General features: G+C 67.5%; 21 protein-coding genes and 1 riboswitch. Of the genes, 13 read left to right on the plus strand and 8 right to left on the minus strand.

The features are described 5' to 3' along the window. Positions 1-70 precede the first annotated feature (70 nt). Together EYE42_RS08690 and EYE42_RS08695 are read left to right on the plus strand one after the other, a co-directional pair. Complete coding sequence (locus EYE42_RS08690; RefSeq protein ID WP_130990924.1) at positions 71-679, plus strand: COG3650 family protein; 609 nt, start codon at positions 71-73, stop codon at positions 677-679. 136 nt (positions 680-815) lie between these two features. Then, on the plus strand, positions 816-1445 hold the full coding sequence (locus EYE42_RS08695) for a histidine phosphatase family protein (RefSeq protein ID WP_130990925.1): 630 nt from the start codon (positions 816-818) through the stop codon (positions 1443-1445). A gap of 7 nt (positions 1446-1452) precedes the next feature. Here EYE42_RS08695 and dapB read toward each other — a convergent pair whose 3' ends face one another. Beyond that, a complete protein-coding gene (gene dapB, locus EYE42_RS08700) occupies positions 1453-2289 on the minus strand; it encodes a 4-hydroxy-tetrahydrodipicolinate reductase (protein ID WP_130990926.1) in 837 nt (278 codons plus the stop codon). Positions 2290-2363: 74 nt separating this feature from the next. On the opposite strand from dapB, the gene rbfA reads away from it, so the two are divergent. The 3 genes from rbfA to truB all read left to right on the plus strand — a co-directional run bounded on the left by rbfA (position 2364) and on the right by truB (position 4492). Then, positions 2364-2777, plus strand: a complete 414-nt coding sequence (gene rbfA / locus EYE42_RS08705; protein WP_130990927.1) for a 30S ribosome-binding factor RbfA — start codon at positions 2364-2366, stop codon at positions 2775-2777. Further along, entirely contained in the window at positions 2767-3522 is a 756-nt protein-coding gene (locus EYE42_RS08710; RefSeq protein WP_130991007.1) for a phosphodiester glycosidase family protein, read from the plus strand. Before rbfA ends, EYE42_RS08710 begins: the two co-directional genes overlap by 11 nt. Before the next feature lie 67 nt (positions 3523-3589). Continuing rightward, complete coding sequence (gene truB, locus EYE42_RS08715) at positions 3590-4492, plus strand: tRNA pseudouridine(55) synthase TruB (RefSeq protein ID WP_130990928.1); 903 nt, start codon at positions 3590-3592, stop codon at positions 4490-4492. On the opposite strand, the gene EYE42_RS08720 is transcribed toward truB, so the two are convergent. From EYE42_RS08720 to EYE42_RS08730, 3 genes are read right to left on the minus strand one after another with little or no spacing between them, the layout of a single operon-like run. Beyond that, positions 4480-5172 (minus strand): thiamine ABC transporter ATP-binding protein, encoded by a 693-nt coding sequence (locus EYE42_RS08720; RefSeq protein WP_165455746.1) that lies wholly within the window; start codon positions 5170-5172, stop codon positions 4480-4482. The genes truB and EYE42_RS08720 overlap by 13 nt on opposite strands. Next, the gene (locus EYE42_RS08725) at positions 5165-6712 is read right to left on the minus strand and encodes a thiamine/thiamine pyrophosphate ABC transporter permease ThiP (protein ID WP_130990930.1); all 1548 of its coding nucleotides are present in this window, start codon (positions 6710-6712) and stop codon (positions 5165-5167) included. The genes EYE42_RS08720 and EYE42_RS08725 overlap by 8 nt, the downstream gene beginning before the upstream one ends. Then, positions 6688-7668, minus strand: coding sequence for a thiamine ABC transporter substrate-binding protein (locus EYE42_RS08730; protein WP_130990931.1), 981 nt, complete (start codon positions 7666-7668; stop codon positions 6688-6690). Before EYE42_RS08730 ends, EYE42_RS08725 begins: the two co-directional genes overlap by 25 nt. A gap of 31 nt (positions 7669-7699) precedes the next feature. Continuing rightward, positions 7700-7796: riboswitch (TPP riboswitch) on the minus strand. A 59-nt stretch (positions 7797-7855) separates the two neighbouring features. Here EYE42_RS08730 and mutS point away from each other — a divergent pair. From mutS to phoB, 8 genes are all read left to right on the plus strand, one after another. Then, positions 7856-10501: a DNA mismatch repair protein MutS gene (mutS, locus tag EYE42_RS08735; protein WP_130991008.1), complete on the plus strand. Its 2646-nt coding sequence runs from the start codon at positions 7856-7858 to the stop codon at positions 10499-10501. Continuing rightward, on the plus strand, positions 10498-11598 hold the full coding sequence (gene aroC / locus EYE42_RS08740; RefSeq protein ID WP_130990932.1) for a chorismate synthase: 1101 nt from the start codon (positions 10498-10500) through the stop codon (positions 11596-11598). The genes mutS and aroC overlap by 4 nt, the downstream gene beginning before the upstream one ends. 154 nt (positions 11599-11752) lie before the next feature. Next, entirely contained in the window at positions 11753-12781 is a 1029-nt protein-coding gene (locus EYE42_RS08745) for a substrate-binding domain-containing protein (protein ID WP_130990933.1), read from the plus strand. Between the two features lie 75 nt (positions 12782-12856). Next, on the plus strand, positions 12857-14062 hold the full coding sequence (gene pstC / locus EYE42_RS08750; RefSeq protein WP_130990934.1) for a phosphate ABC transporter permease subunit PstC: 1206 nt from the start codon (positions 12857-12859) through the stop codon (positions 14060-14062). 11 nt (positions 14063-14073) lie between these two features. Further along, complete coding sequence (gene pstA / locus EYE42_RS08755; RefSeq protein WP_425466561.1) at positions 14074-15417, plus strand: phosphate ABC transporter permease PstA; 1344 nt, start codon at positions 14074-14076, stop codon at positions 15415-15417. Positions 15418-15437: 20 nt separating this feature from the next. Next, positions 15438-16238 (plus strand): phosphate ABC transporter ATP-binding protein PstB, encoded by an 801-nt coding sequence (pstB, locus tag EYE42_RS08760; RefSeq protein WP_130990936.1) that lies wholly within the window; start codon positions 15438-15440, stop codon positions 16236-16238. A gap of 21 nt (positions 16239-16259) precedes the next feature. Beyond that, a complete protein-coding gene (gene phoU / locus EYE42_RS08765; protein ID WP_130990937.1) occupies positions 16260-16985 on the plus strand; it encodes a phosphate signaling complex protein PhoU in 726 nt (241 codons plus the stop codon). A gap of 5 nt (positions 16986-16990) precedes the next feature. Then, the gene (gene phoB, locus EYE42_RS08770) at positions 16991-17680 is read left to right on the plus strand and encodes a phosphate regulon transcriptional regulator PhoB (RefSeq protein ID WP_130990938.1); all 690 of its coding nucleotides are present in this window, start codon (positions 16991-16993) and stop codon (positions 17678-17680) included. 9 nt (positions 17681-17689) lie between these two features. Here phoB and EYE42_RS08775 read toward each other — a convergent pair whose 3' ends face one another. The 4 genes from EYE42_RS08775 to petA form a co-directional block, all read right to left on the minus strand. Continuing rightward, positions 17690-18565, minus strand: a complete 876-nt coding sequence (locus EYE42_RS08775; RefSeq protein WP_130990939.1) for a ribokinase — start codon at positions 18563-18565, stop codon at positions 17690-17692. A gap of 102 nt (positions 18566-18667) precedes the next feature. After that, positions 18668-19444 (minus strand): cytochrome c1, encoded by a 777-nt coding sequence (locus EYE42_RS16320; RefSeq protein ID WP_281277811.1) that lies wholly within the window; start codon positions 19442-19444, stop codon positions 18668-18670. A 682-nt stretch (positions 19445-20126) separates the two neighbouring features. Next, a complete protein-coding gene (gene petB, locus EYE42_RS08785) occupies positions 20127-21449 on the minus strand; it encodes a cytochrome b (RefSeq protein ID WP_130990941.1) in 1323 nt (440 codons plus the stop codon). A gap of 12 nt (positions 21450-21461) precedes the next feature. Beyond that, a complete protein-coding gene (petA, locus tag EYE42_RS08790; RefSeq protein ID WP_130990942.1) occupies positions 21462-22022 on the minus strand; it encodes a ubiquinol-cytochrome c reductase iron-sulfur subunit in 561 nt (186 codons plus the stop codon). Between the last annotated feature and the right edge of the window lie 35 nt (positions 22023-22057).

Genomic DNA, 22057 nt, shown 5'->3' on the forward strand with positions numbered 1-22057 from the left:
AACCATCCGCGAACAGGGTTGATGCCGACAGCGGGCAATCCTGCTAGATTGACCGTGAAAGAGGCTTTTCATGGTCCGCACTGCCCTTGCCCTTGTTCTGTCGCTGGTTCTGACCGGGCCGGCCTTCGCTACGCAGGAATACAGCCTGCCCACGCTGTTCGACGTTCTCGGGGTGGCATCCGATGACGTCCTGAACATCCGGGCCGAACCGAACGCCTCGGCCCCGATCGTCGGCACCCTGGCCCCCGATGCCAGGGGAATCGAGGTGGTCGAGGAACGCCGGAACTGGGGCCGGATCAACACAGGCGGGGGCACGGGCTGGGTGTCGATGCGATACCTGTCCTATCGCACCGATGTCTGGCTGCCGGGCGAACTGCCGCCTGCCTTCCGCTGCCTGGGGACCGAGCCGTTCTGGGACGCAAGGCGCGAAGGAAACGACCTGGTCCTGCGCAGCCCCGAGGATCAGGAGGGCGACCGCCGCCCCGTCCAGGCCGTTCTGGACACCGGCGTCTTCCGCAGCCCCGCGCGTGTGGTCGTGGCGCAGGGCATGACGCTGTTTTCCCATCCGCAAATCTGTTCGGACGGCATGTCGGACCGGCTGTTCGGGCTGACGGCGACGCTGGTGCTTCTTGGCGACAGCCCGAGGATACTGACGGGGTGCTGCCTGATCGGGCCATAGGACATCCTGGCGACATCTGGCGATTCTTGCCGCGTCCGTCGCGGCGCTCTGTCTGCCTGGCGCGTCCCGCCACGCTTGACCGCAACAGGACGACGATGAAAGTGGCTGCAAGAAACCCCTTTTGATCGGTTCCAGAATGCCCCTGATCGTCCGCTATCTGACCCATCCGCAGGTTGTCATGGAGCCTGGGAAGGACGTGCGCCAGTGGTCGCTGAATCCGATCGGCGCGGCCCGTGTCTCTGCCTTGGCCGCTCGGCCCGGATGTCTTTCCAGAACCCGGAGAGTGATCAGCAGCCATGAGGCAAAGGCACTGGAAACAGCCCGGCCGCTTGCCTTGGCCTTGGGAGCGGACCTGGAAATCCGTCCGGGGATGCATGAAAATGACCGCAGCGCGACGGGCTTCCTGCCCCCTGCCGAATTCGAAAAGGTGGCGGACGCGTTTTTTGCAAAACCCCTCGACAGCATTCGCGGATGGGAAACGGCAGCCGATGCGCAAAGACGGATCGTGTCCGAAGTCGACGACTGCCTGGCAGGGCCTCAAGACGGGGATATTCTTTTTGTCGGGCACGGCGGCGTCGGCACGCTGTTGTTCTGCGCCTTGTCCGGTGTCGGCATTGACCGGCGCTTCGACCAGGGACCAGGAGGGGGCGGTTGCTGGTTTCAGTTCGGCCTGAGGGACCGCAAACCCAAACAGGGATGGCAACCGATGGAAGACCTGACGAATGGTGGAGAGAAGCAGACCGGCCAAGGCTCGGGAGAGGCCTGAGGCCGAATCAACTCAGCCCCAGCACATCCTGCATGTCGTATTCTCCCGGCCCCTTGTCCTGGCCCCAGATCGCCGCGCGGATGGCGCCGCGCGCAAAGATCGCCCGGTCGGTCGCCAGATGGCGCAGTACGATCCGTTCGCCCGCGCCCGCAAAGATCACGTCGTGTTCGCCCACCACGTCGCCGCCCCGGATGGCGGCGAATCCGATGCTGCCTTCGCGCCGTGGCCCGGTGATGCCTTCGCGCGCGGCGGTGCGCAGTTCGGCAAGCCGCGTGCCGCGACCCTCGGCGGCGGCCTCGCCCAGCATCAGGGCGGTGCCGGAGGGCGCATCGACCTTGTGCCGGTGATGGGCCTCGACCACCTCGATGTCCCAGTCGGTGCCCAGGGCGGCCGCGACCTTGCGGGTAAGGCCCAGCAGCAGGTTGACCCCCTGGCTCATGTTGCCGGCCCGGATGATCGGGGCGTGGCGGGCGGCGGCCCTGAGGCAATCCAGATGCGGCTGTTCCAGCCCGGTGGTGCCGATCACATGCACGGCACGGGCCTGCGCGGTCAGTTCGGCAAAGGCGACCGTGGCGGCGGGCGTGGTAAAGTCGATCACCGCCTGCGCCTGGGCGATCACCGCCACGGCGTCGTCCCTGACCGTCACCCCCAGGGGCGCCCCGCCCATCGCCTCGCCCACGTCGCGGCCCAGCCAGGCATGGCCGGGCCGTTCCAGGGCGCCCGCAAGCCGAACCTCGGGATGGTCCGCCACCAGCCGGACCAGCATCTGCCCCATCCGCCCCGAGGCGCCGGTGACGACGATCCCCGGCAGGGCGGGGGCATCGGTGTTCTGCAAATCGCTCATGATCGGCTCCGGCTGGCTGTTGGCTGCGTCATATCCCGTTGCGGCGCGGCCCGCGACCCCCTACATCGGGGCGCATGGCACAGAACCGTTTTTCCCAGGGCCCCGGCCCCTCGCACCGCCAGCTTCGCGTGGGCGAACTGATCCGCCGCACCCTCTCGGACGTGCTGGCGCGCGCCGACGTGCATGACCCTGACCTGAACCGCCATTCCATCACAGTGGGCGAGGTCCGCACCTCGCCCGACCTCAAGGTCGCGACGGCCTATGTGCTGCCGCTGGGCGGCCGCGACGCCGAGGAGGCCTTGGCCGCCCTGCGCCGCAACGCGCCCGAATTGCGCCATCTGGTCGCCAAGGCGATGACGCTGAAATACGCGCCGCAGTTGCGGTTCCAACTGGATGAAACCTTTGACCGGCTGGACGACACCCGCCGCATGTTCGCCGACGAGCGGGTGCGCCGCGATGTCGAGGGTGCGGATGACGATGCGGATTGACCTGCGCCCCCTGGGCGTGGCGGTCGGGATGCTGTTCGCCCTGACGGTCCCGGCGGCGGCGGAAGGCTGCAGCCGCATGACCCATGACGGCCAGGGCTATGTCGTCTGCGAGGTGTCGGCGGATCGCGAACCGGCGCTGCGGCTGTGGCAGGATGGGGCGGACGGCCAGCCCCTGCGCAACTTCGCCAACGTCCGCGCGACGCTGGACGCGGGCGAAAGCTTGGCATTCGCCATGAACGCGGGCATGTATCACGCCGATTACCGGCCCGTGGGCCTGCTGGTCATCGACCGAGTGGAGGTGCAGCCCATCGTCACCGGTGCCAGCCGCGACAATTTCGGGATGCTGCCGAACGGCGTCTTCTGCACCGGCGGGGCGCGGCCCTTTCAGGTGATCGAGAGCCGCGCCTTTGCAGAGGCCCGCCCCGACTGCCGCCTGGCCACCCAATCCGGCCCGATGCTGGTGATCGACGGCGATCTGCACCCCCGGTTCCTAGTCGATTCGGACAGCCGCTATGTGCGCAACGGCGTCGGCGTCTCGCCCGACGGGCAGACGGCGTGGTTCGCCATTTCCGATCGTGCCGTGACCTTTCACGAATTCGGCCGGCTGTTCCGCGACGGGCTGGGGGTGCGCGACGCGCTGTATTTCGACGGGTCCATCAGCCGGCTTTACGCGCCGGGGGTGAACCGCGCCGATTTCGGGCGGTCGCTGGGGCCGATCATCGGGCTGGTGGAGGGTGCCGGCTGATCGGAGCCGGTTGACCTGGGGCGGGCGGCTGGCTATGCCGCCGCCTTTGCCGCGCAGGGGAATTCGGATGGCACGCAAGAAGGGCCGCGACATCAATGGCTGGCTGATCGTGGACAAGCCTGCGGGCGTCACCTCGACCGCCGTGGTGGCCAAGGTCCGCTGGGCGCTGGACGCCAGGAAGGCCGGCCATGCGGGCACGCTGGACCCCGACGCGACCGGCGTTCTGGCGGTGGCCCTGGGCGAGGCGACCAAGACCGTCGCCGCCGTCACCGACGCGCTGAAATGCTATGACTTCACCGTCACCTGGGGGGCCGAGACGACGACTGACGATGCCTCGGGTCAGGTGGTCCGCAGATCGGACGCGCGGCCCGACCGCGCGGCGATCCAGGCTGCGCTGCCGCGCTTTACCGGCCAGATCATGCAGGTTCCCCCGGCCTTTTCCGCCGTCAAGGTCGATGGCGAACGCGCCTATGACCTGGCGCGCGCGGGCGAGGAACCGGAACTGGCCGCCCGCCCCCTGTGGGTGGAAAGCCTGACCTTGCTGGAAGGCGATACAAACACCGCCCGGCTGCAGATGATCTGCGGCAAGGGCGGCTATGTCCGGTCCATCGCCCGCGACCTGGGGCGCGACCTGGGATGCCTGGGGCATGTGGACCATCTGCGCCGAACCTGGTCGGGGCCCTTTGACGTGGCCGGCGCGGTGCCCCTGGATCAGATCGACCGCGACACGCAGGCAATCCTGGACGACCGTCTGCTGCCGCTGGAGACGGCGCTGGCCGACCTGCCGATGCTGCGCGCCACGCCCGAAGGGGCGGTCCGCATCCGCAACGGCAATCCCGGTCAGGTGACCGGCACGGCCGAATGGGGCGATCTGGTCTGGGTCGCGGACGGCAAGGGGCCGGTCTGCATCGGTCGCTATCAGGGCGGCATGGTCCAGCCCGAGCGGGTCTTCAACCTTCAGCCCAGATAGGCCCGCAGCCCCGGCGGCGGGTTGTCCAGCAGCGGACCGGTCGGGACCGGCGGATGCGCGATGCCGCCATCGACCAGAATCGTCTCGGGCGCAAAGCTGCGGGCGTCGTCGGGATCGTGGGTGACCATCAGAACCGTCGCGCCGGTCTGGTCGGCGATGCGGCCAAGCAGGGCCAGCATCTCGGCCTTCAGGGCCGGGCCGAGCGCCGAAAACGCCTCGTCCAGCAGCAGCACGGGCCGCGCCCGCAGCAGCACGCGCGCCAGCGCGACACGGCCCTGTTGGCCGCCCGACAGGGCCGCGGGGCGGCGGTCCTCCATCCCCTCCAGTCCCACCTCGGCCAGCACCTGCATCACGCGCACGCGCTCCAGGTTGGACAGGCGCAGGTCGGGGCGCAGGCCAAGGCCCGTGTTCTGCGCAACCGTCAGATGCGGAAACAGGTTCTGGTCCTGGAACAGCATCGATACGGGCCGCCGCCCCGGCGGCAGGTCGGTAATGTCCTGCCCGTCCAGGCGGATGCGCCCCTGGTCAGGGGCCAGAAACCCGCCGACCAGGGATAAGAGGGTCGATTTCCCCGATCCCGACGGGCCGATCACCGCGACCCGCGATCCGGGGGGGACGCCCAGGTCGGCGGACAGGGTGAATCTGCCCCGTGCGACCCGGATTCCGTCGAATTCAAGCAAGGCGGCCCCCATGGTCGAAGATCCAGAACAGGCCGAAGCTGAGTGTCATCAGCAGGACCGCGCAGGCCGAGGCATCGGCCATGCGATAGGAATTCATAAGCTGGAACAGGTGCAAGGGCAGGGTCGGCCGGTCGCTGGCGAACAGCGTGATCACACCCAGATCTCCCATCGCCAGTGCCGCCGCAAGCCCGCCGGCAAAGCCCATCGGCCGGGCCAGGCGCGGCAGGGTCACCAACCGCAGCCGCGCGATCCCCTGCAGATCCAGCGAATCCGCCAGCCGCCCGTAATCCCCCTGCAACGTCCGCGCCGCCGGTATCAGTGCCCGCAGACCGAAAGGCAGGGCCATGACCGCATTGATCGCTACCGTGACCGGCAGCGCCAGCGCCTGCGGGCCGAACCAGGGCCGCGCCAGGATGAACAGCCCGGTCCCCAGAACCAGCGGCGAGGCGATCAGGGGCAGCATTCCTGCGGTTTCGACCCACCGCATCCGACCGCGCGCCAGCGACAGGGCAAGGGTCAGCGACAGGGTCAGCGCCAATACCGCCGAGATCAGCGCCATCACGACCGATCGCAAGGCAGCCTCCCACACCTCGGGGGGAAGAAGGGGGACATGCGGCAGGCCCCGCGCCGTCACCGCGGCCATCGGCCAGATCAGGAACACTGCTGCCGCTGTGATCACAAACGCATCGCCGATCCGATGCCAGCCGCCCGGCGCGGCGGGCATGTGGTCGGCATCCAGTCCCGCGCCGAACCCCGCCGGAATGGCGAACCACCGCGCCAGACTTATCGCGCCGATGCAGATGCCGATCTGGATCAGGCCCAGGCTGGCCGCCCGGCCCAGGTCGAAATCGAACCGGAACGCCTGATAGATCGCCAGTTCGACCGTCGTGGCGCGCGGCCCGCCGCCCAGGGCCAGGGCCACCGTGAAGCTGGTCAGGCAGACCAGGAACACCGCCAGCCAGACGCCGGGCAGCACCGCGCGCAGCATCGGGCGTTCCAGATGCCGGGCCGTGTCGCCCGGACCGAAGCCCAGGCTTTCGGCCAGGCGGAACCGTTCGGCGGGGATCGCCTGCCAGCCTTGCAGGATCAGGCGCACCGACAAGGGCAGGTTGAAGAACACATGCGCCAGGATCACGCCCTGCCAGCCATAGATGCTGATCTCGGGCAGGCCCAGCAGGCGCAACCCGTCGTTGACCGCGCCATTGCGGCCGAACACAGCGATCAGCCCCATGACCGCCACGATCACCGGCAGGATGAAGGGCGCACCCAGCAGCGTGACCAGAGCCGCGCGCCCGGCAAAGCGCCGCCGGGCCAGGGCACGGGCCACGGGGATTGCCAGCAGGGCCGACAGCGTGGCCGACAGCGCCGCCTGCCACAGCGTGAACCGGACCGCGCGCCAGTCCCAGGGCCCAAGCCCGGACAGGCCCTGCGCCTGCCATGCCACCGCCACCAGCGTGCCCCCGACCAGCACCGCCAGGACCGCGGCCGCGACGGCGCCGCCGATCTCGGCGCGGGTCAGCCGGAAAAGGCGCGCAGCCATTCGTCCAGCGCAGGCTGGCGCAGCGCCTCGGCCTCGTCCTCGGAATAGAACAGTGTCTTTTCGGGGCGCGGCAGGTCGCGCATGACCTGCGGCCAGTCCCCTGACGGCAGCTTGGCCGGCAGCGACCAGTTGGCCAGCGGGATGGCCGCCTGGAACCCGGGCGTCAGGATCCAGTCCATGAATTGCTGGGCCAGTTCCGGCTGGTCGGTGGTGCGGACCTGGGCGGCCACCTCGGCCATGAAGTAATGGCCTTCGGGAAACAGCGCGGCCTTTTTCGTGGGATCGTCCTCGGCCGCGATGTGATAGGCGGGCGAGGTGGTGTAGGACAGGACCATGTCGGCCTCGCCCTCGGTGAACATTCCATAGGATTCGGACCAGCCCTTGGTCACGGTCAGCACCTTGGGCGCCAGCTTGGCCCAGGCCTCGGGCGCGTCCTCACCATAGACCGCCTTGACCCACAACAGCAGCGCCAGCCCGCTGACCGAGGATCGGGGATCCTGGATCACGATCTTCAGGTCGTCGGGCGCCTCCAGCAGGTCGGCAAAGCTGGCGGGCGGGTTTTCCAGGCGCGTTTCGTCATAGACAAAGGCCGTCTCGCCCCAGTTGTAGGGCAGGAAGATCTCGTCCGTCCATTCGATCGGCAGCGACAGGCCCGTGGTGTCCTGCCCGTGCGGCGCGAACAGGCCGGATGCGCGGGCGCGGGCGGTCACATCGGTGTTCAGGCCGAACACGATGTCCGCCTCGGTCCGCTCGCCCTCCATCAGCACGCGCGACAGCTCGTCCCCGGTGACGAAGCGCAGGTCGCAGGCGCAAAAGGCCTCGAAGCCTTCCTCGATCTTCGGGCCGGGACCCCATTCGCTGGTGATGGATTCACCCGCATAGACGGTCAGGACGGGCTTGTCCTGCGCCATGGCGGGGGCGGCGGCCAGAAGGGCCAGGATCAGGGGATATTTCATCGCTGTCTCCTTTGCGCAGGGTTCACGAAAGAAAGGACAGCGTCACCTTCCCTCCGCCGGTGTTAGCCGGATCAGGTTCAACGGGTCCGCGTTCGCGTCTCAGCCGGATGGCCCCCCGAGGTAGGACCGAATGTAGGGATTTCACGCCCGCGCACAAGCGGCTAGAAGGGCCGCCATGACCAGGGACATGACCGACCAGCCCACCCCGATGATGGCGCAGTACCTGGCGATCCGGGACGCCAATCCCGGCGCGCTGCTGTTCTATCGGATGGGCGATTTCTACGAGATGTTCTTCGACGACGCGGTGGCCGCCGCAAGCGCGCTGGACATCGCGCTGACCAAGCGCGGCACGCACGAGGGCCAGCCGATCCCGATGTGCGGGGTGCCGGTCCATGCGGCCGAATCCTATCTGCTGACGCTGATCCGCAAGGGGTTCCGCGTGGCCATCGCCGAACAGATGGAGGATCCGGCCGAGGCCAGGAAGCGCGGATCGAAATCTGTCGTGGCCCGCGATGTGGTGCGCCTTGTCACCCCCGGCACCCTGACCGAGGAATCGCTGCTCGAGGCGCGGCGCCACAACTATCTGGCGGCCTTTGCCCGGGTGCGGGACGATTGCGCGCTGGCCTGGGTGGATATCTCGACCGGAGCCTTCCAGGTGATGGACTGCCCATTGCCCCGGCTGGCCCCGGAACTGGCCCGGCTGGCCCCGCGCGAGGTGCTGGCGGCGGGCCACGAGTTGCGCGATCTGGTCGATGACGCGGGCGCGGCCCTGACCGATCTGCATCCATCCGCCTTTGACAGCGCGGCGGGGCAGCGGCGGCTGTGCGCGCTGTATGGTGTGGACACGCTGGACGGGTTCGACAGCTTTACCCGCGCCGAACTGGCGGCCATGGGCGCCATCGTCGATTACCTGGATCTGACGCAGCGGGGCAGGCTGCCCTTGCTGCGCCCGCCGGTCCGCGAGCGGGCGGGCGGGGCGATGGGGATCGACGCGGCCACCCGGCGCAACCTGGAATTGACCCAAGGACTGTCGGGCGGGCGCGAGGGATCGCTGCTGGCGGCCATCGACCGGACGGTGACGGCACCGGGCGCGCGCCTGCTGGAACGCCGCATCGGCGCACCCAGCCGCGATCTGGGCCTGATCCACGCCCGCCATGACGCGGTGGCGATGCTGGTCGAGGATCCGCGCCTGACCGCCGACCTGCGCGAGCGGCTTTCCCGCGTGCCCGACATGGACCGGGCGCTGTCGCGGCTGGCGCTGGACCGGGGCGGGCCGCGCGATCTGGCGGCGATCCGCGCCGGGCTGGTGCAGGGCGCGGCGATCGCGGCGCGTCTGCCGGGCGATGCCGCGCCGGTGCTGGCGGATGCCGCGCGCGACCTGCTGGGCCACGACGATCTGATCCGGCTGCTGGACGACGCGCTGGTGGCCGAACCGCCGCTGCTGGCCCGCGACGGCGGCTTTGTCGCGACGGGGTTCGACAGCGACCTGGACCAGACGCGCCGCCTGCGCGACGAGGGGCGCGGCGTCATCGCGGGGATGCAGGCGGATTATGCGGCGCTTGCGGGCGTGCAAAGCCTGAAGATCAGGCACAACAACGTGCTGGGCTATTTCATCGAGACGACGGCCACCCATGCCGAACGCATGATGGCGCCGCCGCTGAACGCGACCTTCATCCACCGCCAGACCACCGCCAACCAGATCCGCTTCACCACCGTCGATCTGTCGGAACTGGAAGCCCGGATCCTCAACGCCCGCGACCGCGCGCTGGAGATCGAGCGGGCCGTCTTTGACCGGTTGCGCAGGGCCGTGCTGGACCGGGCCGCCCCCATCGCGCAGGCCGCCCGCGCCCTGGCCGAGATCGACCTGGCCGCCGGTTTCGCCGACATCGCCACGGGCGAGGGCTGGACGCGGCCCACCGTCGATGACAGCCGTGCCTTCGTGATCGAGGGCGGGCGCCATCCGGTCGTCGAACGCGCCCTGAAGCGCAAGGCCGAAAGCTTTGTCGCCAACGACTGCGCCCTGACCCAAGGCGAGACCCCGGCGATCTGGCTGCTGACCGGCCCCAACATGGCCGGCAAGTCCACCTTCCTGCGCCAGAACGCGCTGATCGCCGTGCTGGCCCAGGCCGGGGCCTTCGTGCCCGCGCGCGCGGCCCATGTCGGCCTGGTCAGCCAGTTGTTTTCCCGCGTGGGCGCCGCCGACGATCTGGCGCGGGGGCGGTCCACCTTCATGGTCGAGATGGTGGAAACCGCCGCGATCCTGAACCAGGCCGACGACCGCGCGCTGGTGATCCTGGACGAGATCGGGCGCGGCACCGCGACCTGGGACGGGCTGTCCATCGCCTGGGCGGTGATGGAGCATCTGCACGGCGCGAACCGCTGCCGCGCGCTGTTCGCCACCCATTACCACGAGATGACGGCCCTGTCGGCCAAGCTGGACGGGGTCGATAACGCCACCGTCGCCGTGCGCGAATGGGAGGGCGAGGTGATCTTTCTGCACGAGGTCCGCAAGGGCGCGGCGGACCGGTCCTATGGCGTGCAGGTCGCGCGGCTGGCGGGGCTGCCCGCATCCGTGGTCGAACGCGCCCGCGCGGTGCTGGATGCGCTGGAATCGGGTGAACGCGAGGGTCGGATAGGGGGCGCGGTCCGCCCCGCCGCGCTGATCGACGACCTGCCGCTGTTCCGTGCCGTCCCACCCGCGCCGCCGCCCGCCCGCACCAGGGACAGCCCGCTGGAAGCCCGGATGAAGGACATCCATCCCGACCGCCTGTCCCCGCGCGAGGCGCTGGACTTGATCTATGACCTGAAAGCCCTGACCGGAGACACCGCATGAGCTTCAACACCTTCGGCCGCGAATTCCGGTTCACCACCTGGGGTGAAAGCCACGGCCCCGCGCTGGGCGCCACCGTGGACGGCGTGCCGCCCGGCGTCGCCGTTGACGAGGGGTATATCCAGCAATTCCTGGACCGTCGCCGTCCCGGCACCAGCAAGCACACCACCCAGCGGCGCGAGGCCGATCAGGTGCGCATCCTGTCGGGCGTCTTCGAGGGCCGCACCACCGGCACGCCCGTCCAACTGATGATCGAAAACACCGACCAGCGGTCCAGGGATTACGGCGAGATCGCGCAGGCCTTTCGTCCGGGACACGCCGACATCACCTATCACCTGAAATACGGTCATCGCGATTATCGCGGCGGCGGCCGGTCGTCGGCGCGCGAGACGGCGGCGCGGGTCGCGGCGGGGGCTGTCGCGCAGGCGGTGCTGCGCGATCTGCTGCCCGATCTGCGCATCACCGGATACATGGTGCAGATGGGGGCCCTGCATCTGGACCGCACGCGCTTCGACGCCACGGCCATCGGCGGCAACCCGTTCTTTCTGCCCGACGCGACCGCCGTGGACCGTTGGTCCGATTATCTGGACGGCATCCGCAAGGATCAGAACAGCGTCGGCGCCGCCATCGAGGTGCTGGTCGAGGGCTGCCCCCCCGGCCTCGGCGCGCCGGTCTATGCCAAGCTGGATACCGACCTGGCCGCCGCGATGATGTCGATCAACGCCGTCAAGGGCGTCGAGATCGGCGAGGGCATGGCCGCCGCCGCCCTGACCGGCACCGACAACGCCGACGAGATGCGGATGGGCAACGACGGCCCGATCTATCTGTCGAACCACGCGGGCGGTATCCTGGGCGGGATCAGCACCGGCCAGCCGATCGTGGTGCGGTTTTCGGTCAAGCCGACCAGTTCCATCACCACGCCGCGCCGCGCCATCGACCGCCACGGGCACGAGATCGACCTGATCACCAAGGGCCGCCACGACCCTTGCGTGGGCATCCGCGCCGTGCCCGTGGCCGAGGCGATGGCGGCCTGCGTGATCCTGGACCATCTGTTGATGGACCGCGCCCAGACCGGGGGCGCGCGGGGGCGGATCGGCTAGCGCGTTTTCAGCATTACTCGGATGGCAAAGGCGCGGCTTGTCCCGCGCGATCCGGGATTGTCATGAAGATGTTACAAATCAGTCGCACAAGCGTCACCACCGGGGATTAGGTCACGCACAGCCCCCAGCTTGGGCGAAGTAACAGGAGAGATCCATGTCCACAGTGAAATTCACCGTCTCGGCCCTGGCCGTGATCGCCGCCTCGGCCAGCGCCGCTGCCGCCCGCGAGCAGATCCAGATCGCAGGGTCGTCCACCGTGCTGCCCTATTCCACCATCGTCGCTGAACTGTTCGGCGAGAACATGGACTTCCCGGTGCCGGTCGTCGAGTCGGGCGGAACCGGCAGCGGCATGCAGAAATTCTGCGAAGGCGTCGGCGAAAACACCATCGACATCGCCAATGCCAGCCGCGCGATCAGCGATTCGGAACGCGAGACCTGCACCGCCAACGGCGTGACCGACATCATGGAGGTCCGCATCGGCTATGACGGGATCGTCTTCGCCAATGGCGCGAGCGGCCCCGATTTCGTCTATACCCCCGCCGACTGGTTCAACGCCCTGTCCGCCAAGGTCGTGCGCGACGGCGAGGTCGTGGACAATACCGCGAACACCTGGAACGAGGTGAACCCCGACCTGCCCGACCAGGAAATCCTGGCCTTCGTGCCCGGCACCAAGCACGGCACCCGCGAAGTGTTCGAGGAAAAGGTGATGCTGGCCGGCTGCGAGGAATCGGGTGCCATGGAGGCCTTTACCGCGTCCGGCATGGATGAGGACGCGGCCGAAGAAGCCTGCATGACGCTGCGCACCGACGGCAAGTCGGTCGATATCGACGGCGATTATACCGAAACCCTGGCCCGCATCGAAAGCTCGCCCAACGGCATCGGCGTGTTCGGTCTGTCCTTTTATGAAAACAACACCGACAAGCTGAAGGTCGGGACCATGTCGGGCGTCGCACCCTCGACCGAGACGATCGCTTCGGGCGAATACCCGGTGTCGCGTCCGCTGTTCTTCTATGTGAAGAAGGCGCATATCGGCGTGATCCCCGGCCTGCAGGAATTCGTCGATTTCTTTGTCTCGGACGAAATCGCCGGTCCCGATGGTCCGCTGGCCCAATACGGTCTGGTGTCCGATCCCGAACTGGCCGCAACGCAGGAAGCCGTTGCCGCCGGAACCACCATGCAGTGATGCCAACGGCCGGGACGGTGCGGAAAGCCGCGCCGTCCCGGTTTTTCCTGTCCGCCTTGTCCGAAGGATCGCCGAATGCCGTTGTCCTGGGCCCTTTTCGCCAGTCTTCTGTTGGCCACGGCGGGATTTCTTGTCGGGCGCAGCCGCGCCTTTGCCGTGGCGGGCGCCGACAGCCGCGTCCTGCACAGCCGCCCGACCTATCACGGCTACAGCGTCGCGCTGACGGCGCTGCTGCCGGCGCTGGCAATTCTGGCCATCGGCACGATCCTGCGCCTGATGGACATGGTGCCCGATGCCGCGGTGCCTGTCGTGGGCATTCTGGCACTGCTTGCCGCGGTGGCGGGGCTTGGCTGGGGCGTGACCCGGATCGGCCGGGGATTTCAGGCCCGCAATGCGGTCGAACGCATGGTTCTGGGTCTTCTGATGCTGTGTTCGCTGATCGCCATCGTCACCACGGTGGGGATCGTGCTGTCGCTTGTCTTCGAGACGGGGCGGTTCTTCCAGGTGTATGACTGGAAGACATTCTTCTTCGGCACCGAATGGACGCCCCGCTTTCAGGGCAATTCGGAACTGGGCATCGTGCCGCTGCTGTGGGGCACGATGTATATCAGCCTTATCGCGTTGCTGGTGGCCGTGCCCATCGGGCTGTTCGCCGCCATCTACATGTCCGAATACGCGACGCCCCGGATCCGCAGCCTCGCCAAGCCCGCCATCGAGGTGCTGGCAGGCATTCCGACCATCGTCTATGGCCTGTTCGCGCTGATCACCGTGGGGCCGATGCTGCGCGACTACTTTGCCGAGCCTCTGGGCCTTGGCAGTTCGGGATCGTCGGTGCTGACCGCCGGGCTGGTCATGGGGATCATGCTGATCCCCTTTGTCAGTTCGCTGTCCGACGACATCATCAATGCCGTGCCGCAGTCGCTGCGCGACGGCGCGCTGGGACTGGGGTCCACGCCGTCCGAAACCGTGCGCCAGGTGGTGCTGCCCGCAGCCCTTCCGGGCATTGTCGGCGCCATCCTGCTGGCCGCCAGCCGCGCCATCGGCGAGACGATGATCGTGGTCCTGGGTGCGGGCGCCGCAGCCCAGATGAGCCTCAATCCGCTCGAGGCGATGACGACCATCACCGTCAAGATCGTCAGCCAGTTGACCGGCGACAGCGATTTTAATTCGCCCGAAACGCTGGTGGCCTTTGCCCTGGGGCTGACGCTGTTCGTCATCACCCTGGGGCTGAACATCGTCGCGCTCTATATCGTCCGAAAATACCGCGAGCAGTACGAATGACCGACATGCCGCTGTCCGACACGGCTGCCGCGCCCAGGCGCAAGGCTGCATCGCTTCTGAAACAGGATGCGCGCACGCGCCGCCGCAACGCCGCCGAAAAGCGGTTCCGCCTGTACGGCGCCGCGGCCATTGCGATTTCGCTGGCGGCGCTGCTGGTTCTGCTGGCAACGATCCTGACCAACGGAGCCGGGGCCTTTCGGCAAACCTATCTGAACATCCCCGTCGCCCTGGATGCCGAGGTGCTGGATCCCAGGGGCAATCGCGACCCGGCCGAAATGGCGCGTGTCCTGACCACGTCGTATGGCCGGGTGCTGGACGCGGCGGTGCGCGACACCATTGCCCGGCATGACATCCGCATCGAGGGATTGTCCGACGACGACATCGGCGGCCTGATCTCGCGCGAGGCCTCGGCCCAGGTGCGCGACCGCGTGCTGGACGATCCCGGTCTGGTCGGCCAGACGGTCGAATTCGACGTGCTGACCAGCGGGCGCATCGACGGCTATTTCAAGGGCCGCGTCACCATGGACAGCGCCGAACGCGACGGCAACACCTCGCCCCAGCAGTTGCAGCTTGCCCAGGAACTTGCTGACCGGGGCGAGATGGTGACCCGCTTCAACTGGGACTTCCTGACCAATGCCGATGCGTCCGACCAGCGCCCCGAGGCGGCGGGCCTGGGCGTGGCGATCCTGGGATCGTTCTACATGATGCTGGTAGTGCTGGTCCTGTCGGTGCCGATCGGGGTTGCCGCCAGCATCTATCTGGAGGAGTTCGCCCCCAAGAACCACCTGACCGACATCATCGAGGTCAATATCTCGAACCTTGCGGCGGTGCCTTCGATCGTGTTCGGCATCCTGGGGCTGGCGGCTTTCATCAACTTTGTCGGCCTGCCGCAATCGGCGCCCATTGTCGGCGGGCTGGTGCTGACGCTGATGACGCTGCCCACGATCATCATTTCCACCCGCGCGGCGCTCAAGGCGGTGCCGCCCTCGATCCGCGACGCGGCCCTGGGCGTGGGCGCGTCCAAGATGCAATCGGTAGTCCACCATGTCCTGCCGCTGGCGATGCCGGGGATCCTGACCGGGACCATCATCGGACTGGCGCAGGCCCTGGGGGAAACCGCGCCCTTGCTGCTGATCGGCATGGTGGCATTCGTGCGCAACTATCCCGATGGTCTGCCGGGCGGGCTGATGGACCCGGCTTCGGCGCTGCCGGTGCAGGTCTATAACTGGACGCAGCGGTCCGATCCGGCCTTCATCGAACGGGCCTCGGGGGCGATCATCGTGCTGCTGGTGTTTCTTCTGTGCATGAACCTGCTGGCGATCTGGTTGCGCCGCAAGTTCGAGCGCCGCTGGTAATCTCGGCCAAGGAGTCCACAATGTATGATACGAGCCGCCGCGTGGAGAATGCCGTGACCCCCAACGATATCAAGATTCAGGCCCGCAATGTGCAGGTCTATTACGGCGACAAGCAGGCGCTGAAGGATGTGGACGTGGACATCCAGGACAAGACCGTGACCGCCTTCATCGGTCCGTCGGGCTGCGGCAAGTCCACCTTCTTGCGCTGCATCAACCGCATGAACGACACCATTCCCATCGCCCGGGTCGAGGGCGAGATCCTGCTGGACGGCGAGGATGTCTATGACCGCCGCGTCGATCCGGTGCAGTTGCGCGCCAAGGTCGGCATGGTGTTCCAGAAGCCGAACCCGTTCCCCAAGTCGATCTATGACAACGTGGCCTATGGCCCCCGCATCCACGGGCTGGCCCGCAACCGCGCCGAACTGGACGGCATCGTCGAAAGGGCGCTGCGCGGCGCCGCCCTGTGGAACGAGGTCAAGGACCGTCTGGCGGAACCCGGCACCGGGCTGTCGGGCGGCCAGCAGCAGCGGCTGTGCATCGCCCGCGCGGTCGCGACCTCGCCCGAGGTGCTGCTGATGGACGAACCCTGTTCGGCGCTTGACCCGATCGCCACCGCCCAGATCGAGGAGCTGATCGAGGAACTGCGGACCACGTTTTCCGTGGTGATCGTGACCCATTCCATGCAGCAGGCCGCAAGGGTCAGCCAGAAGACGGCCTTTTTCCACCTGGGTAACCTGGTGGAATACGGCGACACCGACGACATCTTCACCAAGCCCAGGGACAGCCGGACCGAAGCCTATATCTCGGGCCGGATCGGCTGATATCTGACAAGGGGGCAGACCATGAACCGCGAGAAGCATATCTCATCGGCATTCGATCGCGACCTGGAAACGATCGAGGCGCTGGCCGTCAAGATGGGCGGCATGGTCGAGGCGGCCATCACCGACGCCGCAACCGCCCTGGAAACTAGGGACGAGGAACTGGCCGAGCAGGTGCTGCGCCGCGACAGGTCCATCGACGATCTGGAACAGAGGCTGAACGACGAAGCCGCGCGGCTGATCGCGCTGCGCGCGCCCACCGCCACCGATCTGCGCATGGTGCTGGCGGTGATGAAGATCTCGCATTCGCTGGAGCGTGTGGGGGATTACGCCAAGAACATGGCCAAGCGCACCAGCGTGCTGTCGCAGATGCCGCCCATCGATGGGGCGGGCCTTGCCTTGCGCCGGATGAGCAATGTGGTGGGAAAGATGATGCAGGACGCGCTGGACAGCTATATCCGCCGCGACGCCGGATTGGCGCAGGACGTGCGCCAGCGCGATCTTGAGGTGGATCAGATGTATAACGCGCTGTTTCGCGAATTCCTGACGCATATGATGGAAGACCCGCGCAACATCACCGCCTGCATGCACCTTCATTTCATCGCCAAGAACATCGAACGCATGGGCGATCTGGCCACCGCGATCGCCGAACAGGTGATCTATCTGGTTTCGGGCGACCTGCCCGACGATTCGCGCCCCAAGGCCAACAGCGTTCCGATGGCCGATACGGACGCGGCGGCCGGAGGCTGAGGACAATGACCCGTCAATCCCCCTGTGTCCTGGTGGTCGAGGACGAAGGCGCCCAACGCGAGGTGCTGCAATACAACCTCGAGGCCGAAGGGTTTTCCGTCGTGGTGGCCGACAATGGCGAGGACGCCCTGCTTCTGGTGCAGGAGGAGCAGCCCGACCTGATGGTGCTGGACTGGATGCTGCCAAAGGTGTCGGGCATCGAGGTCTGCCGCCAGGTCAAGGCCGATCCGGCCACCCGGTCGATCCCGATCATCATGCTGTCCGCGCGCAGCGAGGAAACCGACCGCGTCCGCGGCCTGGAAACGGGTGCCGACGATTATGTGGTCAAGCCCTATTCCGTCGTGGAACTGATGGCCCGCCTGCGCACCCAGTTGCGCCGCACCCGCCCCGCCAGCATGGGCGAGCGGCTGTCCTTTGGCGACATCATCCTGGATGCCGCCGAACACCGGGTGTTTCGCGCGGGCCTGGCGCTGCATCTGGGCCCGACCGAATTCCGGCTGCTGTCCACGCTGATGGAGAAGCCGGGCCGGGTCTGGACCCGCGAACAGTTGCTGGACCGGGTCTGGGGGCGCGACATCTATGTGGACACGCGCACCATCGACGTTCATGTGGGGCGTCTGCGCAAGGCGCTGATGCAGAACGGCGGATCGGACCCGGTGCGCACCGTGCGCGGCACCGGCTATTCCCTGGGCTGAGACCCGGGATCAGGTTCGCCCGGCGATAAAGGCCATCACCTCATCCAGCCCCGGAATGGCCTCGCCCGCGCCGGGCCGCGTCACCTTCAGCGCCGCCGCCCCAGCCGCCAGCCGCAGCGCGTCGGGCACCGTGTCGCCGCGATCCAGCGACGCCGCGAAATAGCCCGCAAAGGTATCGCCCGCCCCCGTGGTATCGACCGGACGCACGGCAAAGGCCGGCTGGCGATAGACCGCGCCGGTGATCAGGTCGCGATACTCCGCACCATCCGCGCCGCGCGTGATCAGCAGGCCCCGGACCGGCAGCGGACCGGGAATCGCCGCGAACAGCGCCTCGGCCTCGCCCGCGTTCATGGCCAGGATCGTCGCATGGGGCAGAACGGCGCCTACCGCGTCGATGTCGAAGGGCGCGGCGGAATAGATCACCCGGGCGCCCGCTGTTCGGGCGATCCGGGCGGCCTCGACCTGGGCGCTTGTCTCGTTCTGGATCAGCAGGCTGTCCTGCGCCGTGATGGCCGACAGCGGCTTTTCCAGCATGGCGGGGGCGATGGCGCGATTGGCGCCCGGGTGGATGACGATGGCATTCTCGGCGGCGCTGTCCAGCAGGATGACGGCATGGCCCGTCGGCTGGTCCGCCAGCCGCAGGATGCCGGCGGTATCGACGCCGCGTTCGGTCAGCCGGTCGATCACCCAGCCGTCGCCCGCCCCCATGGCGCCCAGATGGTGGGTCACGGCACCCGCGCGGGCGGCGGCGATGGACTGGTTCGCCCCTTTGCCCCCCAGGCCGCAGACATGACCGCGCGCCGCCAGCGTCTCGCCCGGCCGGGGCAGGCGGTGCAGTCGATAGACATGGTCGATGTTGATCGAACCCAGGTTCCAGATGGCCATGGCATTTCCTCCAGGCGGATGTTGACCGAACCGTGCGGCATGTCCAGCAATGAAAAACGCGCCCCCCAGGGGGCGCGTCGGGATCCCTATCAGGCGGAAGGATCAGGTCTTGCGGTGCAGTTTCTGCTTGTGCGGCGCCCAAAGCCGCTTGTTGGTCAGATACAGAAGCGAGGTCAGCACGATCAGGAACAGAACCGACACCAGGCCCACCTGCTTGCGGTCGGTCAGCTTGGGTTCGGCCGTCCACATCATGAAGGCCGCCACGTCCGCGGCCATCTGGTCCACCGTCGCGGGCGTGCCGTCGGCATAGGTCACAAGATCATCCGACAAGGGCGCCGGCATGCTGATGAGACCGCCCGGAAAGGCGGTGTTTTCGTAAAGCACGCTGCCGGCCTGTTCGACCTCTTCACCGGTATAGCCGGTCAGGACGGCATGGATGTATTCCGGGCCGCCGATACCGTTCACCAACTGGCTGATCCCGGTGCCATAGGGACCGCTGAATCCGGCCCGGGCCTTGGCCATCAGCGACAGGTCAGGCCCCATGCCCTCGCCCACGACCGTCGGGAAATGGTCCGTCGGCAGGCGGGCGCGTTCTTCGCCCGTTTCGGGGTCCAGCAGGGGCGCCAAGCCTGCGGCATAGGCGCGGACCTGGTCTTCGGGCAGGCCGGGGCCGCCATCGTCGTGCAAAGTGCGGATCGGCACGAACTTCATGCCATGGCAGGCGGCGCAGACCTCGGTATAGACCTGCAACCCGCGCTGAAGCTGGAACTGGTCGTATTTCCCGAAAGGCCCTTCGAAGCTGAAGGCGATATCCTCGATCGTGGCGGCGCCATGATCGCCGCCGTCCTTGGCTTCCTCGCCATGCTCGTCTGCGGCCATGCCCTCGATGTCGTCATGACCCTCTTCGGCGACCACCGTGCCGCTGGTTTCGGCCGGTGCTGCGGCCTCGTCGCCCTCGGTTACGGCAACGGCATCCCCGGCGGGTTCGCCGGCGCCCTCGGGCTCGGTGGCATCGGCAGCCCCCGCATCGGCCCCGGATGCTTCGGCGGCGGGCTCATCGGTTGCTGTCTCTCCGGCCGGGGGGGCCTCGACTGCGGTTTCAGCGACCGGAGCTTCCCCAGCCGCGGTTTCCCCGGCGGGGGCCTCCCCGGAAGGGGTGCCCTCGGCAGGGGTCTCGGACGTGCCAGGAGCCGGGGCCGCATCGGCGGCAGGAGCCGCGCTCTCGGGCGCCCCCTCTGTGGTGGCCGTGGGGGCCGCCGGGGCCTCCATCGGGGTTTGTTCGGCCGCTCCGGGAACCGCGGTGGGCTCGGACGACTGGGTCGGCGCGGTCGCCGATTCCCCGGCGGGGGTCTGACCCGAACCCGCCTGGGCAGGGGCCGCGGGCGCCTGGGTCTGATCGGCCGATGGCTCGGCGGCGGGCGGCGTCACGGTTTCCTGCGCCGGCTGCGGGGCCGGGGTGGTGGTGACGGCCTCCTGGGCAAGGGCGCCGCCCCCGCCGCAGATCGCAAGGGCCAGGGCGGCAGAAAGCGTTTTTGTTCTGAGCATCATTCCTTGGCTTTCCTTACTCGGCCATGCGCGTGGGGGAATCGTAATGCGCAAGGTAGTCTTCCTCGATCGTGGCGGGCATCGGTTCCGGCTTCTCGATCACGCCCAGCAGCGGCAGGATGACCAGGAAATAGGCGAACCAGTAGGCCGAGGCGATCAGCGAGATGGTGGCATAGGGTTCCTCGGCCGGCATGGCGCCGCACCACATCAGCAGCACGAAATCAAACACCAGGATCCAGAACCACCACTTGAACTGCGGGCGATAGCGTCCCGACCGGACCCGGCTGGTGTCCAGCCAGGGCACGAGCGCCATCACCAGGATCGCGCCGAACATCGCCAGCACGCCGAAGAACTTGGCGTCGATGATGCCGAAGGACAGGAACTGGACGATCTGCACGACCCAGACATCGGCGGTGAAGGCGCGAAGGATCGCGTAGAAGGGCAGGAAGTACCATTCCGGCACGATATGGGCCGGTGTCGCCAGCGGGTTCGCCTCGATATAGTTGTCGGGGTGGCCCAGGTAGTTCGGCATGAAGCCCACCACCGCAAAGAATACGATCAGCACGACGCCCAGCGCGAACAGATCCTTCAGCACGAAATAGGGCCAGAAGGGCAGCGTGTCGCGGGCGGCCTCTTGCTTGCTGGTGCGGCGCACCTCGACCCCGGTGGGGTTGTTGTTGCCGGTGGTGTGGAACGCCCAGACATGGACGATGGCCAGCCCGAGAATCACGAAGGGCAACAGATAGTGCAGCGAGAAGAAGCGGTTCAGCGTGGCGTTGTCCACTGCCGGTCCGCCCAGCAGCCACTGCTGCAGCGCGCCGCCGATGCCCGGAATCGCGCCGAACAGTCCGGTGATCACGGTCGCGCCCCAGAAGGACATCTGGCCCCAGGGCAGCACATAGCCCATGAACGCCGTGGCCATCATCGCCAGATAGATCAGCATGCCGATGATCCAGGTGACTTCGCGCGGCGCCTTGTAGCTGCCGTAATACAGGTTGCGGAAGATGTGCAGGTACACCGCCACGAAGAACAGCGAGGCGCCGTTCGCGTGCAGATAGCGCAGCATATAGCCGCCGTTGACGTTGCGCATGATGTGTTCGACGCTGGCGAACGCCATGTCCACATGCGGCGTATAATGCATCACCAGGACAATTCCGGTAACGATCTGCAGCACCAGGCAGAACATCAGCACGATGCCCCAGATCCACATCCAGTTCAGGTTCTTGGGCGTGGGGATCATCAGGGTGTCATAGATCAGCCCGACGATCGGCAGGCGGCGGTAAAGCCATTTTTCCGAACCCGTCCTGGGCTCGTAATGGTCATGCGGAATTCCGGCCATGAAAAGCCCTCCTCAGCCCAGTTGGATGGTGGTGTCGCTGATAAACTCGGCGACGGGAATATGCAGGTTCTGCGGTGCAGGGCCGCGGCGAATGCGCCCGGCGGTATCATAGTGCGAGCCGTGGCAGGGGCAGAACCAGCCGCCGAAATCGCCGGCGCCGTCGCCGATGGGCACGCAGCCCAGATGGGTGCAGACGCCGATCTGGACCAGCCATTCGCCGGCCTCGTCCAGGGTGCGGTTCTCGTCCGTGGCGGGCAACGAGGGGTCGTTTGCGTTCTGCGCGTTCTGATCCATCAGGTCGGTCAGCGGAACGGCACGGCCGGCCTCGATCTCCTCGGGGGTGCGGCGGCGGATGAACACGGGCTTGCCCAGCCATTTCACCGTCAACTGGGTGCCTTCGGCGACCCCGCTGACATCGACCTGGATCGAGGCGAGCGCCTGGACATCGGCCGAAGGGTTCATCTGGTTCACAAGCGTCCAGGCGGCGGCGCCGGCGGCCACGGTGCCTGCGCCCGCCGTGGCGTAATAGAGGAAATCCCTCCGGGTGCCTACGTGTTCGTCTGCGTGGGACACGGGTGTATTCTCCAATTCCAGGCCGGGACCGGCCG

The sequence above is a fragment of the Paracoccus subflavus genome, assembly GCF_004310345.1.
Classification (GTDB): Bacteria; Pseudomonadota; Alphaproteobacteria; order Rhodobacterales; family Rhodobacteraceae; genus Paracoccus; species Paracoccus subflavus.

Bases quoted from the DNA above. Each gene is read 5' to 3' on its own strand.
- EYE42_RS08710 (WP_130991007.1), top strand. From the start codon at position 2,767: ATGCGGATTGACCTGCGCCCCCTGGGCGTGGCGGTCGGGATGCTGTTC.
- mutS (WP_130991008.1), top strand. From the start codon at position 7,856: ATGACCGACCAGCCCACCCCGATGATGGCGCAGTACCTGGCGATCCGG.
- petB (WP_130990941.1), bottom strand. From the start codon at position 21,449: ATGGCCGGAATTCCGCATGACCATTACGAGCCCAGGACGGGTTCGGAA.
- pstC (WP_130990934.1), top strand. From the start codon at position 12,857: ATGCCGTTGTCCTGGGCCCTTTTCGCCAGTCTTCTGTTGGCCACGGCG.
- truB (WP_130990928.1), top strand. From the start codon at position 3,590: ATGGCACGCAAGAAGGGCCGCGACATCAATGGCTGGCTGATCGTGGAC.
- rbfA (WP_130990927.1), top strand. From the start codon at position 2,364: ATGGCACAGAACCGTTTTTCCCAGGGCCCCGGCCCCTCGCACCGCCAG.
- EYE42_RS08690 (WP_130990924.1), top strand. From the start codon at position 71: ATGGTCCGCACTGCCCTTGCCCTTGTTCTGTCGCTGGTTCTGACCGGG.
- EYE42_RS16320 (WP_281277811.1), bottom strand. From the start codon at position 19,444: ATGGCCGCAGACGAGCATGGCGAGGAAGCCAAGGACGGCGGCGATCAT.
- EYE42_RS08695 (WP_130990925.1), top strand. From the start codon at position 816: ATGCCCCTGATCGTCCGCTATCTGACCCATCCGCAGGTTGTCATGGAG.
- pstB (WP_130990936.1), top strand. From the start codon at position 15,438: ATGTATGATACGAGCCGCCGCGTGGAGAATGCCGTGACCCCCAACGAT.
- aroC (WP_130990932.1), top strand. From the start codon at position 10,498: ATGAGCTTCAACACCTTCGGCCGCGAATTCCGGTTCACCACCTGGGGT.
- EYE42_RS08725 (WP_130990930.1), bottom strand. From the start codon at position 6,712: ATGGCTGCGCGCCTTTTCCGGCTGACCCGCGCCGAGATCGGCGGCGCC.
- phoB (WP_130990938.1), top strand. From the start codon at position 16,991: ATGACCCGTCAATCCCCCTGTGTCCTGGTGGTCGAGGACGAAGGCGCC.
- dapB (WP_130990926.1), bottom strand. From the start codon at position 2,289: ATGAGCGATTTGCAGAACACCGATGCCCCCGCCCTGCCGGGGATCGTC.
- EYE42_RS08730 (WP_130990931.1), bottom strand. From the start codon at position 7,668: ATGAAATATCCCCTGATCCTGGCCCTTCTGGCCGCCGCCCCCGCCATG.
- EYE42_RS08775 (WP_130990939.1), bottom strand. From the start codon at position 18,565: ATGGCCATCTGGAACCTGGGTTCGATCAACATCGACCATGTCTATCGA.
- phoU (WP_130990937.1), top strand. From the start codon at position 16,260: ATGAACCGCGAGAAGCATATCTCATCGGCATTCGATCGCGACCTGGAA.
- EYE42_RS08745 (WP_130990933.1), top strand. From the start codon at position 11,753: ATGTCCACAGTGAAATTCACCGTCTCGGCCCTGGCCGTGATCGCCGCC.